This is a genomic window from Sphingomonas aerophila (genome assembly GCF_014199305.1).
Taxonomy (GTDB): Bacteria; Pseudomonadota; Alphaproteobacteria; order Sphingomonadales; family Sphingomonadaceae; genus Sphingomonas; species Sphingomonas aerophila.
Window position 1 is genome coordinate 21,054 of sequence record NZ_JACIJK010000018.1, and the last position, 13,116, is coordinate 34,169.

At 63.2% G+C, this 13,116-nt stretch carries 9 protein-coding genes; 2 read left to right on the forward strand and 7 right to left on the reverse strand.

Translation table 11 applies throughout. The annotated features are described in order from the left end of the window. Positions 1–16 precede the first annotated feature (16 nt). The 6 genes from FHS94_RS18405 to FHS94_RS19545 form a co-directional block, all read right to left on the reverse strand. Positions 17–3,043 (reverse strand): PAS domain S-box protein, encoded by a 3,027-nt coding sequence (locus FHS94_RS18405; RefSeq protein WP_184060648.1) that lies wholly within the window; start codon positions 3,041–3,043, stop codon positions 17–19. Between the two features lie 565 nt (positions 3,044–3,608). Then, on the reverse strand, positions 3,609–4,775 hold the full coding sequence (locus FHS94_RS18410) for a mandelate racemase/muconate lactonizing enzyme family protein (RefSeq protein WP_221234888.1): 1,167 nt from the start codon (positions 4,773–4,775) through the stop codon (positions 3,609–3,611). 32 nt (positions 4,776–4,807) lie between these two features. Continuing rightward, the gene (locus tag FHS94_RS18415) at positions 4,808–6,355 is read right to left on the reverse strand and encodes a hypothetical protein (RefSeq protein WP_184060652.1); all 1,548 of its coding nucleotides are present in this window, start codon (positions 6,353–6,355) and stop codon (positions 4,808–4,810) included. Positions 6,356–6,387: 32 nt separating this feature from the next. Continuing rightward, on the reverse strand, positions 6,388–8,802 hold the full coding sequence (locus FHS94_RS18420; RefSeq protein WP_184060654.1) for a TonB-dependent receptor: 2,415 nt from the start codon (positions 8,800–8,802) through the stop codon (positions 6,388–6,390). 465 nt (positions 8,803–9,267) lie between these two features. Beyond that, the gene (locus tag FHS94_RS19850; protein WP_343055361.1) at positions 9,268–9,570 is read right to left on the reverse strand and encodes a cupin domain-containing protein; all 303 of its coding nucleotides are present in this window, start codon (positions 9,568–9,570) and stop codon (positions 9,268–9,270) included. Further along, on the reverse strand, positions 9,531–9,833 hold the full coding sequence (locus tag FHS94_RS19545) for a cupin domain-containing protein (protein WP_246348972.1): 303 nt from the start codon (positions 9,831–9,833) through the stop codon (positions 9,531–9,533). Before FHS94_RS19545 ends, FHS94_RS19850 begins: the two co-directional genes overlap by 40 nt. Positions 9,834–10,247: 414 nt before the next feature. On the opposite strand from FHS94_RS19545, the gene FHS94_RS18430 reads away from it, so the two are divergent. Continuing rightward, on the forward strand, positions 10,248–10,976 hold the full coding sequence (locus FHS94_RS18430; protein ID WP_221234889.1) for an alpha/beta hydrolase: 729 nt from the start codon (positions 10,248–10,250) through the stop codon (positions 10,974–10,976). A gap of 428 nt (positions 10,977–11,404) precedes the next feature. Here FHS94_RS18430 and FHS94_RS18435 read toward each other — a convergent pair whose 3' ends face one another. Continuing rightward, complete coding sequence (locus tag FHS94_RS18435; RefSeq protein WP_184060656.1) at positions 11,405–12,469, reverse strand: serine hydrolase domain-containing protein; 1,065 nt, start codon at positions 12,467–12,469, stop codon at positions 11,405–11,407. Positions 12,470–12,616: 147 nt separating this feature from the next. On the opposite strand from FHS94_RS18435, the gene FHS94_RS18440 reads away from it, so the two are divergent. After that, the gene (locus FHS94_RS18440) at positions 12,617–12,754 is read left to right on the forward strand and encodes a hypothetical protein (RefSeq protein WP_184060658.1); all 138 of its coding nucleotides are present in this window, start codon (positions 12,617–12,619) and stop codon (positions 12,752–12,754) included. Positions 12,755–13,116: the final 362 nt, after the last annotated feature.

A 13,116-nucleotide genomic window follows, 5' to 3' on the forward strand; every position in this document is an offset into this window, starting at 1 on the left:
CGATCCTTGACCGTCATCACGGTGAGCTTGTGGACAGCAATTCCGTGAGGCTCGCCGCTAGATCCGCATTGCGAAACGGCTTGGTGAGGCGGGGCAGATCAGGCGCTATCCCTTCCACTTCGGCATAGCCCGATACCACCAGGACAGGGAGGCCCGGATTGAGCAGCCGAGCTTCCCGCGCAAGGTCCGCACCGCTCATCCCAGGCATCAAGTGATCAGTCACAAGCAGGTCAGGCGCCTCACCGGCCTTGAGCAGGTTCAGAGCTTCTTCGGCGGAACCAGCTTCGACGACATCGAAACCAAAATCGTTGAGCATGTCAGCCGTGCTCATCCGCACGAGTTCCTCGTCATCCACCAGAAGCGCGATCCCCCGCCCGATCGGCTTGTCTGTGCGATCGGGCGATTGCTCCTGATCCTCGATCGGCATCGCGCTGATTGGCAGCCAGAGCGTCACTGCCGTACCTTCGCCCGGCGCGCTGTCGATCGTCAGCCCGCCGCCAAGCTGTGCGGCGAGGCCATGCACCATCGACAGACCAAGTCCGGTGCCCTTACCGATACCTTTGGTTGAAAAGAACGGCTCCACAGCGCGCCTCAGCGTCGCCTCGTCCATCCCCGCTCCCGTATCGCGCACGCACAATCGGACATAATGCCCGCGCTTCAGCCCTGCGGCATCCTCCTTCCGGATCGCTTCACGCTGAGCTTCGATGGTGAGGAGGCCACCCTGTGGCATTGCGTCGCGGGCGTTTACCGCCAGGTTGAGAAGCGCCATTTCCAGTTGGTTCGCATCGGCGAGCGCGGGCGGCAGGTCGGCGTCAAGCGCGACACGCACGTCGATGTTCGGTCCGACAGTGGAACCGATCAGGCCCGCCATTTCGTCGACCAGCGTGGCCAGGTTTACCGCAGTTGATTGCAGCGGCTGGCGTCGGGCGAACGCTAGCAAGCGCTGGACCAACGTCTTGGCCCGTTCTGCGGATTGCAGCGCACCATCGATTAGGCGTCGCTCGCGCTCGGTGCCCACCCCCTTGCGCACCAGCATGTCGAGCGAGCCAATGATGGGGGTCAACAGATTGTTGAAATCATGTGCTACCCCGCCCGTAAGGCTGCCCATGGCCTCCATCTTTTGACTCTGGCGCAAGGCCGCCTGTGCCGCTTCCAGTTCGGCTTCACGCTCTTTCGCATGACTGAGGTCGCGGCCGACGGCGACGAAGTTCACGCCGTCAGGCTCCGGAGCCACCGTCCACTCGATCGGTTTCCAGCCTCCGTCCGCGGTGGCGATGCGATTCTCAAAACGGGTCGGCTGGCGGGTCTTGCCCATTTGTTCGATGGCGGCCAGCGTACTCGGCATGTCGTCGGGATGCATGAACGTCGCATAGCCCCGGGTGAGCAGTTGGCGCTCCTCCCAACCGAGCACCTGCGTCCATGCCGGGCTGACCGCCGACATCATGCCGCTATAGTCGGCACGCGCGAACATATCCTGCGACAGATTCCAGAGGCGGTCGCGCTCCGCGGAGCGCGCGGCGACTTGCGCCTCCAGCGTCTCGTTCAGCCTGCGCAAGGCAGCTTCGGCAAGCTTGCGATCGTGGATGTCGACGGACGCGCCGAACCACCGCACGATCGCACCACCACCGCCTTCACGATAAGGCTCGCCCCGTACGAGGAACCAGCGATATTCACCGTTGGCGGCGCGAATGCGATGCTCGATCAAGAAGGTGCTGCCGGTGCGCCGGGCCTCTTCGAATCTGGTTATCGTCGCCGCCCTGTCGTCGGGGTGCACGTGCTCTGCGGCGACCGCAGCAGCGGTTTCCGGGTAATAGGCCGATCCGGTGTAGTCGGACCAATGCCGATTGAAGAACTCGACACGGCCGTCCGCGTCGGTAATCCAGACGATCTGCGGCACCGCATCCGCCATCAGCCGGAACTTCGCCTCGCTCGCGCGCAGGGCCGTCTCGGCCTCCTTGCGGTCGTGAATGTCGATGGAACTGCCAACCCAGGTGGTGACGACACCGTCGCCATCCCGGATCGGCTCCGCGCGCGCTACATACCAGCGATACACCCCGTCGTGCTGGCGATACCGCACTTCAACTTCATAGCTGGTGCCGCCCGCCCGCGCTTGTGCCCATCGGTCCACCGTGGCTGCGACGTCGTCGGGATGCAGCACATCTGTCCAGCCATCGGGCACGGCCTGCTCCGCCGTCTGGCCCGTATAGGCATACCAGCGATCGTTGAAGTAGGTGAGTTCGCCGTCGGGCTTTGCGAACCACACGAACGCTGGGAGAGCGCCCGTCAATTTGCGTAAGCTTGCCTCGCTTTCCCGCTGCCGATCTTCAGTTTCCCGCCGCGCGTCGATGTCGATGACCGACCCTACATAGCCAAGATATGATCCATCCTCGCCGAAGCGAGGAGCCGCAGCGTCGAGTGTCCAGCGATAGCTGCCGTCGGCTCGGCGAAGGCGATACTCCGCCCGGAACGGCGATCTTGCTGCGTTCGCCTCGCGAAAGATCCGCTCCGCTTCGGCCTTGTCGTCGGGGTGGGTGGCATCGAGCCAGCCGAACCCTTCCGCTTTCTCGGGCATCTGCCCGGTAAACTCGTACCACCCGCGGTTGAGATAAGTGCAATAGCCGCTGGGGTCCGTTACCCACATCATTACCGGCGCATGATCGGCCATGTTGCGGAAGCGCGACTCGCTCTCCCGAAGGGCGCGCTCGGCCTGAATGCGCCCCGTTGTCTCCGTACATGCGCAGAACATGCCTGCGACGTCGCCATTCTCGTCGTGAACAGGCGAATAGGAGAAGGTGAACCAGGTCTCCTCGTCAAAGCCGTCACGGTGCATCAGCAGTGGCAAGTCCTGGCGGTACGACGCTTGCCCGGCCAAAGCAGCGGTAATCAGGGGATGAATGTCGTCCCAGATCTCCGTCCAGATGTCGTGAAAGCGCCGCCCGAGCGCGTCCGGGTGCTTGCTCGCCAGAATGGGCGCATAGGCATCATTGTAGAGGAACCCGAGCTCCGGCCCCCAGGCGACGAACATCGGAAACTTCGACGACATCATCAAACCGACGACCACCCGAAGCGAATGCGACCAGTGGTCGGGCGGCCCCAACGGAGACGTTGACCAATCTTGCGATCGCATCAGGGCGGCGACCTCTCCATTGCCATTAAGAAACCGGAGGTCACCAACTGAGGATTTCGAGTTCATGGTGCCTTATGCGTAGGAGAACCTGTGCCGCCAACCGCGAATGAACTTGCCGGATGATTTCCTGGTCGAGTGCGAACATGGGTCAATAATGTCACAACGACATCCAGTCTCGGCGGCCGGATGCCCAAACCGATCCTGGTTATTCACGACCTCCTCTTGATGCCATGACCAGCCGCCGGATCATGCAGGCGGATGGACGGCCCGTGGGAGCTTGGCAGCCGCTCGGAAACACTCACTCCCGGGGCCTTTTCGGCCTAGCAGCGGCTGGGAACTGCTGGGCGGGACGGCGGCTAGCTGGGTGCCCGGCTGTCCTGACCTACTTCTGCCCCCTTACTCAGGTTGTTTTTGCGAAGCGGCACTCCAACGAAGGTGACAGCCTGCGGCCGGCTGCTCGCGACATCAGCCGCTGTGCTGCTCAAACGGCCGTCGCACGTGACGCGAGCAGCCCTTCGTTCAGGCTGATGCCCAGTCCTGACCTGGTGGAAAGCAGCAGCTTGCCTCCCTGGATTGGCTCCGGCGGAACGGTAAGGTCGGCGCGCCATGGCACCTCGCCGAATGCATGCTCGAGTATGTCGAAGTTCGGCAACGTAGCCGCGACGTGTGCCGCAGCGACTCCGCCCACCGGGCTGGCCGGCCCGTGCGGTGACACACGCATCCCCGCCCCTTCGGCAATCGCCGCGATCTTCTTGAGCTCCAGCAGGCCTCCGCACGCCTTGATGTCAGGCATTGCGATATCGACCGCGCCCGAGCGGATGTAGTCGTAGAATCCAGAAACGTAGCGCACCGACTCGCCACCGGCAGTTGAAATAACGGTGCTTCGATTGATCGCGACCAGGTCCTCGATCGGCTCCGCAGGCGTAACCTCCTCGAGCCAGAAGAGATCGAGCGGCGCGAGGCGTTTCGCCAGCGCTTCGCCCTCGCTTCGCGTAAAGCGGCTATGTGCGTCGATCAGCAGTTTGTGGTGGGGGCCAATGGCCTGACGAACTGCGGCGGCACAGGCGACCCCCTGGTCGATCAAGGGCTGCACGGCAGTCCGCCGATCGAGGTTGGCGGGCATGGCATCAAACGGCGCAAGCTTGATTGCCGAGAAGCCTGCAGTGACCGCCTTTTCCGCCATGGCGGCGAACCCTGCGGGCGTTCGTGGGTCAGCGGACCTGTTTATGTTGGCGTACAAGTCGACTGACGGACGAAGCGCCTCGCCGAACAGCACATGCGTCGGCACGCCCAGCGCTTGGCCGGCAAGGTCCCACAGGCAATGCTCCAGCGCGCTGGCGGCGACGACAGCCGCGGCGCTGTCGCTCCCCGGAGATTTCCGAGCCGCTGCCCGGAAACGCTCCACCTCGAAGATACTTTCGCCCTGCAGCAAACTGAGCAGCTGCTTTAACGCGGCAACCGTGGCTGCGTCGTTTCCGCTGTGTGACGCGTCGCCATGGCCGACCAACCCATCCGATGTATGCAGACGCAGCACCAGCCAATCGCCGCGCCTGTTCACGGGCAGGCGGAACACCTCCAGCTTGGCTACCTCGTGGCCGCGCACCTGCCGCGCGATTGCTGGCAGCGAATAGGCCAGCGGCATGGCCATGGCACCTTTCAACAAGGACCGACGCTGCACGCTCAACTCCTGGCGATGGTGAAGCGGTGCGATGGTTGCAGCCCGGCGATGGCCGCAACCGGCTCGGGCGGTCGCCACCGAAACTGCTGCACGTCGATGCGGCCGGGATAGACGTCGACGATTGAGAAGCCGTTGCGCTCCTCCATGGCAGCCGTGTCATTGATGGTCAGCGCTGCAGGGTGGAACGGCTTTATGCCGCGGGCGCTGCTGGGGTAACCCTCGTTCCCCGTACCGATCGTGCCGGGAAGGATCGCGTGAATGGGGTTGGCACTCAGGTCCAGGTCGCCGCTTCGCGTGATGATCGACGCGGCGGATGCATGCATGTCGCCCGAGATGCTGACGGCGGCACGCGTGCGCTGACCAGACAGTGCGGCCGCCAAACGTTGATGCTGCGCAAACCAGCCCTTTTGCCAATAGCTCTTGTCGTTCGCGAAGGTGCTGCCGTCCGAAGGGCCGTCCGCATACCATTCGCCCAGCTTGCCCGCGGTCCAGCCAAACGGGTTCGAGGGCGCATGGATGTACTGCTGCGCGGTTGACCGGGCGAGGCGATCGACAAGGAAGGCCTCCGCCTCCGGGAACAGCACGCCGCCCTTGTCGCCCAGCGACCAACCTCGGCGGCAATCGAAAAGCGCAAGTTCCAGAAGCTTGCCGACCCGCACCGTTTCCACCGTGCCGCCCCGATATGCGTCGCCCAGGTCGGGGCGCCCGAGCGCGAAGGGATAGGCCATCGCCTCGGTCCGCTGTTGCAGGCCAAAGGTGAAGGGACGCGGCGGAAAAGTGTAGCCCCAAGGCCCTGCATTGTCGTTTTCGAAATAGTCGTGATCGTCGGTCACGAACACCAGCGGCACGGAAGCGAACCGGTCTTCATACACCCCGGCGATCTGGCGGCCGATGACGGTGTTCAGGGACTGCCTGTTCGTGTCGGAATCAAAGGCGCTATCTTCATCGATCCAGGCGACCTGACGATAACGCTCGGCCGTGGCGGCGCGGGTCGCCGCGTCGCGGCGGTACTTCAGCGCGGTCCACAAGTCCCAGTAGATATGGTCGCCGTTCGCGACGGCGAGATCGGGTGAGAAGGAAAGACCCCGGTCGAGAAGCGCACGCCGCGCGGCCAGCGGCAGGTAGCCGTAAGGCCGTCCTCCCTCGTCACCCCCCGCACAGGTGAAGAAAAGGATCCTGAAGTGGTCGGGCGCGGCATCGAGCGGCGGCAGCGTCTTCAGGGTCCACGCGTCGCGCAGCGGTCGGCCGCTCGCGTCCCGCAGTTCGAGCCGGTGCGCCGTTCCACCGCGCAACCCGCGCTGAACAAAGCCCCAGGCGTACCCGTCGACATCCTGGCGTGTCGCCGGAACAGGCCGCCCGTCAATCGTCAGGACGGGTGCCGCGGTCGGCGGCCGGTCCAGCAACACCTTCAGCGCCAGCGTGTCGTGTGTTGCCGAGGGAAGCAAAGCCCGGATCGGGCTTGCGTCCCGCGACCACGCGACCCCTCCCATCATGACCCCGCCCAAACCAAGCGCAGCCCCGCCGCGCAGGAAATCACGTCGTTCGTACATGTATTTGCCTCCCGAAATGGTTGCGGACGCGATCAGAAGATTGTGCGGAACGTGGCCCCGATCGTGCGCGGGTCGCCGACATTGCCCGTGACCAGGCCGTTGTTCGCGGCGCTGAGTGCCGTGAAGTATTGCTTGTCCGTCAGATTGCGGGCCCAGAAGGACAGGTCGAAACGCGAGTCCTGCAGGCGGAAGCCGATCCGCGCGTTGATTACGCCATAAGGGCGGATCAGCGTGTACGCAGAGTTGAGGCCGCTGGTGTCGTAGGATGACCGATGATTGAAATCGACCCGCCCGTAGATCTCGTCACCATTGACGCCCAGCGGCTCGGTCAGGTCTGCCGCAAGTGTGTAGGTGAACTTCGGCGCATTGGCGAGTTGCACGCCCGACAGGTCTTGAACCTCGCCAAGGTTACGGCGCTCGGGCGCGTTCTGGGCATTGGTGTAGCCCTGATACACCGCATCGACATAGGCGGCCGAGGCAGTCAGGTTCAGCGCCCGCGATGGCGTGACGATCAGGTCGGCCTCCACCCCGCGCGATCGCACCCCCGGTATGTTCGAGATGTAGCGCCTGAACGACGTGGTGTTGCCGATATACTCGGTAATGGCGGCCTGGTAGTTCTTGACGTCCGTCTGGAAGGCTGCGGCGTTGAGCGAAACGCGGCGCCGAAGGAACTGGCTCTTCAGTCCCACCTCATAGGCGTTGACCGTTTCCGGCTTAACCACGGGCGACACGCCGGTCGGCAGCGAACCAAGGCTGAGTCCCCCTGACTTGCTGCCGCGTGAGTAGGTGGCGTACAGCAGCACGTCCTCGATGGGATGGTATCCCGCGGTTACTTGCCCGGTCAGGGCGTCGCTGCTGGTATCCACCACGTAGCGGACCTGCGGATACACGCCATCGCGCAGGGCCTGGGCCGTGGCCCTCTCTGCCGTGGACAGTCCGTCAAGGCTGTTGCCGGTCACAGTGCGCTGATCGAACAGTCCGCTCTTGTCCTCGTGCGTGAACCGGAGTCCGCTTGTCAGCGCCAGCCGCTTGCTAACGTTCCAGGTCGCCTGACCGAAAGCCGCATAGCTTTTCGTTCGCGGTTCGATGGTGGAGTCTGACTCAAAGCCGGTGAACGCCAGGTTGGCGAGCGCTCGATTGGCGGTCGGGTTGTTCCACAGGGCATAGGCAGGGCCCAACTGGTACTGACCCAGGGCGTGGATCACCTGCCAGAAATAATAGGCGCCTATCGTGTAGTCGATCGTGTTCGACCCATTGGAGCCCAGCCTGATCTCTTGGCTGAACTGCCGCTGCCGGTTGGTGGTCCCGCCCCGAATGTTGATGCTGAGCGAAGTGTTGTCCTGGTCATTGAGCGGGTACCAGTCCCACCACCGATAGGCGCTGACCGACGTCAGCGTGGCGCTTCCCAGGTTCCAGTCGAGTTTCCCTGAAACGCCATAGCCCTTCATGTTCGCCTGCACGTCGGCATTGACGTCCACAACGCGGGCAAACGGATCTGCCGGATCATAGGGCAGCTTGTACCCGGCCCGTGCAACCCGATCGTTGAAGTTGTTCGAGATTGCCGCGCCGTTCTCGTAACGCGTGAACACACCAGCAATGCTGGACGCGCGCGAATACGCTGCCTGGCGTGAATAGTCGCCGATCAGGCGAACGGTCAGGTCCGGCGCCGGGGTGAGAAGCAGCTGCGCACGAACGGTACTCGCGTCATAGTTGTTGATCTTCCGGCCGTTGAACGCATTGCGAAGCAGTCCATCGGAATGGGTGTCCGACACAGTTATGCGGAACGCCGCGAGCCCGTCGATCAGCGGTCCCGATGCCGACGCGCGGGCCTGGTGATAGCCGCGCTCACCCAATGAGATCTCTGCACGCGCCTCGGGCTGAAAACTGGGTGCGCGGGTCGTGATGTTGATCGCGCCGGCCGTGGTGTTCTTGCCGAACAGCGTGCCCTGTGGGCCCCTCAGCACCTCTACCCGGTCTAGGTCGATCAGGTCGAACTGCGCCGCCCCGATCCGGCCGTAATAAACATCGTCCACATAGAAGCCGACGCCCACCTCCAGCCCGTCATTCTGGTCGGAGTTGGAGCCGAGGCCGCGGATGTTGGCAAAGGTGTTGCGTGCGTTGTTGCTGCGAATGGCAAGGCTGGGCGTCAGCTCTGCGATCTGCAGCAGGTTGGTGCGCCCGGTGCGTTCAATCGTGGCGCCGCTGACCACGCTGATAGCGATGGGAACGTCCTGCGCCCGCTCCTGTCGCCGGCGGGCGGTGACGATGACCTCTCCCTCGTCTTGCGGCGCGTCTGTTTTGGCCTGCGACGTGTCACTCCCGTCGGCACTGCCGGCCGCCGACGCTGGCGCCGCAGCCTCTGATTGAGCGAAGACCGGAGAGGCTGAAAGCGTCGCGTCAGCAACGCTGGCGAGAAGCAGCGCGATGCTGCGGGCGTGCGTCTTCAATGCTCAATTCCCCCTTTTGGATGAGCTTGCGGAAACCTGGTGCGGATGGGCCGGCTGCCGAGCGAAACGACAGCGGCCGAAAGCCGATTGCTAGATTAGAGGGCCAGGACGGCAGCAGCCCGGCTGACGCGCTTCGATGGTCGCGTGTAGGCGGATCTGCATGGGTCGCGCTCCTTTGCGGGGCTGCGGCACTGTGCCGAAGCTCGGGCCAACGGCCCCGCGTAATTCCTACTCACCTGATGGGGGATGTATATGCAAGATGAGCTAGTGTGCAGCAAAGCAAGGCTTCGCCGAGGTGAACGGACATCAGGGATGGGCTCGGCCAGCGGCAGGCGATGAGTTCGCGAAGGATCGGTTGGGAACAACGCGTCCCAGGAAGAGAACAGCCGGCACCCACAATGGGTTAGCGGGGCGATCGACGGCTAATTGGAGTCCGCCAAAGGCGCATCGAAATCTCGGAAGCGGTCAGAGCGTGCTAATCGGAATGGGTGGACCGACTAGATCCATGCCGAACTGAGCCAGAAGCGCAGCATCCGCCTTACTGCTGGCGTACTCGCCTGGTTCGATACCGCTTGTTTCTCGTTTAGCGAAAAAGGCCTCCATCTTTCCGGCAGGGGCGAAAGATATGAGCATCCTGCCTTTCTTCTCGCCTGAGAAAGCCCAAGCGTGGGGAATGCCGCGTGGGCCAAGTACGCAGTCACCCTGTTTTAGGACGACCCGGGCACGACCTATTTCAACGACGTATTGGCCTCCAGGCAGAAGAACAATTCATCCTCATGGTGGTGAACATGCCGGGACGGACCGCCTTTGCGTGTATTCGCCTGTTCGAGTACGAACAAGGCTCCATCGGTGTCACTCGTCAGCACCTTGTACGTGGTAGAGCTCAGGCCAATCGATCGCCGCTTACCCTCACGATCCTGCCCAGTCTTGATAGCCGAAATGGAATTTCGCGTGCCGGTATAAGCGGCGCCAAGTAATTGAGCTGGAACAAGCGCCAGGTTTGCTACGGACAGCAGGGAACGACGAAGCATTCCGTCCTCCTTTAATCACGCGGCGAGTCCAGCTCCCGGCCGATCAGCTAACATCCTTCATCATCGGCGTGAATGCGCCCCGATCACCTCCGTAAAGTACTGGGCAGTAAAGATGCTCTACGCTCCGCTGGCGCGCTGACGATCGAGCCAGACGCGGACCGCTGCAGCGTTGCCCTGCTTCGCCTGCACCTTTGGCGAGGTCATCGATCAAGCCACTTCGGCGGCCTTGCTTCAGCAACCACGCACGGAACGGCTCCATTGTGGGCACTTCCTGATCCTGTATCAACGGCCTTCGAAACGGGAGTGCGGTCACGCGTCCCGAGATGGGCGCACCAAGGAGGGTCCGCTTTGTGGACGCACCATGCAGGCTCGTGCAGGATGGTCCTGCCGATACCGTGCAAAGGAGTCGGAACGATGCTTCGGGCGAAGATGTCGATCGCGGCCAGCGTGTTGCTTGCCTCTTCCGCAGCGGCCCAGCAGACGTTGATGACGCCGCGAGATTTTAAGGCAACTCCCTCGCTCCCCGCAGATGCAGCATCCAGCTACGGCGCGGATGCCAATCAATATGGCGAGTTGCGACTTCCCACGAGTCCCGGACCTCACCCGGTTGTAGTGTTGGTGCATGGCGGCTGCTTCAGGGCCGCCTACGCGACGGTACGCGACCTGGCTCCGATCGGGGATGCGCTGAAGCAGCAGGGCATCGCCACCTGGAGCATCGAGTACCGCCGTCTCGGTCAGCCGGGCGGGGGCTGGCCTGGGACGTATCTGGATGTCGCCACCGCAGTTGACCACTTGCGCACGCTCGCGCGGCGCTATCGGCTAGATCTTAGACGCGTGGTGTTCGTGGGTCACTCCGCCGGAGGCCATCTTGCACTATGGGCGGCCGCCCGCGCCCGCGTGCCCGCGGAAAGCGCCATCGCAGCGCGTCGCCCGCTTCGACCATTGGGCGCCATCGACCTCGCCGGTCCGTTCGACCTGCGTGAGAACATCGCCAACTATTATCGCGAGTGCCGCGACCCCGTCATTACGCAAGTGATGGGTGGTACCCCCGAGCAGGTAGGTACCCGACCATTATTGGGCGGCATCGGCTGGCGCTCTCCTCCCCTTGCGAGTGCCCCATGTACTGATCTGGGGAGAGCATGAGGGCTTCATGCCACGACCGCTGGCGGCAGCGTACGTCAAGCGCGCCCGAGCCGCTGGTGATGACGTCGTCCTGCACGTAGTGCCGGGCGCCGGTCACTTCGAGATTGCCAGCCCGCACACCTCCGCCTGGCCCTTGTTGCTGGCTGAAATACAACGGCTCTTGCGCAGTTCGTGATCGTGACGTCACGTGAGTGCCTTTGTGCAGAAACGACCAGACGCCCCGTCTTTTAAAATGGCAGTCTTAGCTCCATGGCGCAGAAAGCGGACGAGCCGGGATGTTGGTTGATCCCGTTCACGTGACTAATCGTCTGGCTCTGTAACCTCCGGCCCCGGTTCACCGCCAAAGCTCGCGCTGTCAGCCTGACCGCTTGGACAGGGATAGTTGTTTTCACCCCTGTGTTGTCGCGCTCGCACCGACTGGCGTCCGCTCACCCGAAATAGGCGCCGGCTAGTTCACTGGCGATGTGCTCGGACCCCTCACCCTCTATGTTGGTCAGCACAATCACGGTCAGGTCGTCGTCTGGGTAGTACTCGAAAGCGCAGGAAAAGCCGGGCAGGTTGCCGCCGTGATCCCAAAGCCGGTGCCCGCGTCGCACCTCGACGAACGAGCCCAAACCGTAGCCGTGGCCGGCATCAGTAAACATCGCCGCCAGCGACGCTGCATTCACCAGCTTGCCGGCATGAAGAGCCACGTTCCAGCGCAGCAGGTCGTCCACAGTCGAACGTAAGCCACCCGCCGCATAGGCGGCCGAGGGGGTCATCAGTCGGGCGTTCTTTGCGATGCCGTCCACCAGCCAGTACCCGGAAGCCCGCCCCGGCACGATGTCCTCGGGATTGTCATAGGCTGTGTGGGTCAGGCCGGCCGGCCGCAGCAGATGATCACGCACGTAGTCGGGGTAGGACTGACCGGTGATCCGCTCGATCATCATGCCGAGCAGCGCATAGCCCGTGTTGCTGTAATGGAACTTGGCTCCCGGCGTGAACTCGAGTGGTTCGTTCCGCACCAGGCCGACAAGCTCGCCCGGGGTCAGGTTCAGGCGGGCGGGTCCACGGATGAAACCATTCACCTGAACATAGTCCGGAATACCGGAAGAGTGGTTCAGCAACTGGCGCACCGTGATGGCGGACCAGGCCGCTGGCAGTCCGTCCACATAACGTCGGATCGGGCTGTCCAGGCTCACCTTGCCGCCCTCCACCAGCGTCATCACGGCGGTCGCTGTGAAGGGTTTGGTGGTCGATCCGATCCGAAACACTGTCTCTGGCGTTGCCAACACGCCCTGCTCTCGGTCCGCCAGACCATAGCCTTGCCGCAGCAGCGTTTTGCCATGACGTGCGACGAGTACCACTCCGCTGAAGTTTCCGGCTCGCAAATGGCCTTTCAGAAGCGCGTCGGCCCGGCTGGCAAAACCGGTGCGGGGAGCTGCCTGTGCGGTGAGGGAGAGCATAACAGTAGCGAGTGCTGACAGTGCCAGCGCGATCTGACGGATGGACATGGTCCAACTCTAGCTTGGCTCCAAACCGATGCGCCATACCTTCAACTCACCTCGGCACAGAGCATGCAGACGGCCAGACGAGGAGGTTTCCAGCACGACCGTTTCCAAGCTCCGCCCCGCCGATCGCAAACGACCGGAGTTGGGGGAGTGCTGACCGCCCTGCACTCGCTGGCGGCGGATTTCGCCCGCGAACAGCGGGCCAAACCTGTTCCACTACAGCCGCACAGTTTGATGGCATATGTCGATGCCGCGCCCGAACAGCAGGCTTTCGACGTTGCGCAATGAGAGCGGGGAGCACACGTCCACTATCACCACCGGCCGCATTACCTCGGGTGACGATTGAAGTAGCAGGACGGACTGTGACACTTGCGTGAACGCGACACTGGCCCGCCCTAGCTTGTGCCGCTCCCGCCGGGTGGATTTGGTTCGACGGAGCCCTTCCCTACCCCGCCGTGCGGCTCTCTGCACCACGGAGACGATCCTGAAACGCGCAGGAACGGGCGTGTGCGTCGGCATCTTTGGAAGGATACCAGCAGTCGAGAGCAAGATGGCGGTGCTGTCAGTCTAATGCGAACGCGTCTCCACAGGATGCAGTTCGCCTGACGGGCGTGGCAGCTTAGCTCGCAGCGCTCTGCCACTCCGCCAGT

What these genes read in the sequence shown, in the direction of transcription:
- FHS94_RS19545 (WP_246348972.1), bottom strand. Translation starts at nt 9,833, where the DNA reads ATGCTTCGTCGTTCCCTGCTGTCCGTAGCAAACCTGGCGCTTGTTCCA.
- FHS94_RS18410 (WP_221234888.1), bottom strand. Translation starts at nt 4,775, where the DNA reads ATGGCCATGCCGCTGGCCTATTCGCTGCCAGCAATCGCGCGGCAGGTG.
- FHS94_RS18415 (WP_184060652.1), bottom strand. Translation starts at nt 6,355, where the DNA reads ATGTACGAACGACGTGATTTCCTGCGCGGCGGGGCTGCGCTTGGTTTG.
- FHS94_RS18430 (WP_221234889.1), top strand. Translation starts at nt 10,248, where the DNA reads ATGCTTCGGGCGAAGATGTCGATCGCGGCCAGCGTGTTGCTTGCCTCT.
- FHS94_RS18405 (WP_184060648.1), bottom strand. Translation starts at nt 3,043, where the DNA reads ATGTCGTCGAAGTTTCCGATGTTCGTCGCCTGGGGGCCGGAGCTCGGG.
- FHS94_RS18435 (WP_184060656.1), bottom strand. Translation starts at nt 12,469, where the DNA reads ATGTCCATCCGTCAGATCGCGCTGGCACTGTCAGCACTCGCTACTGTT.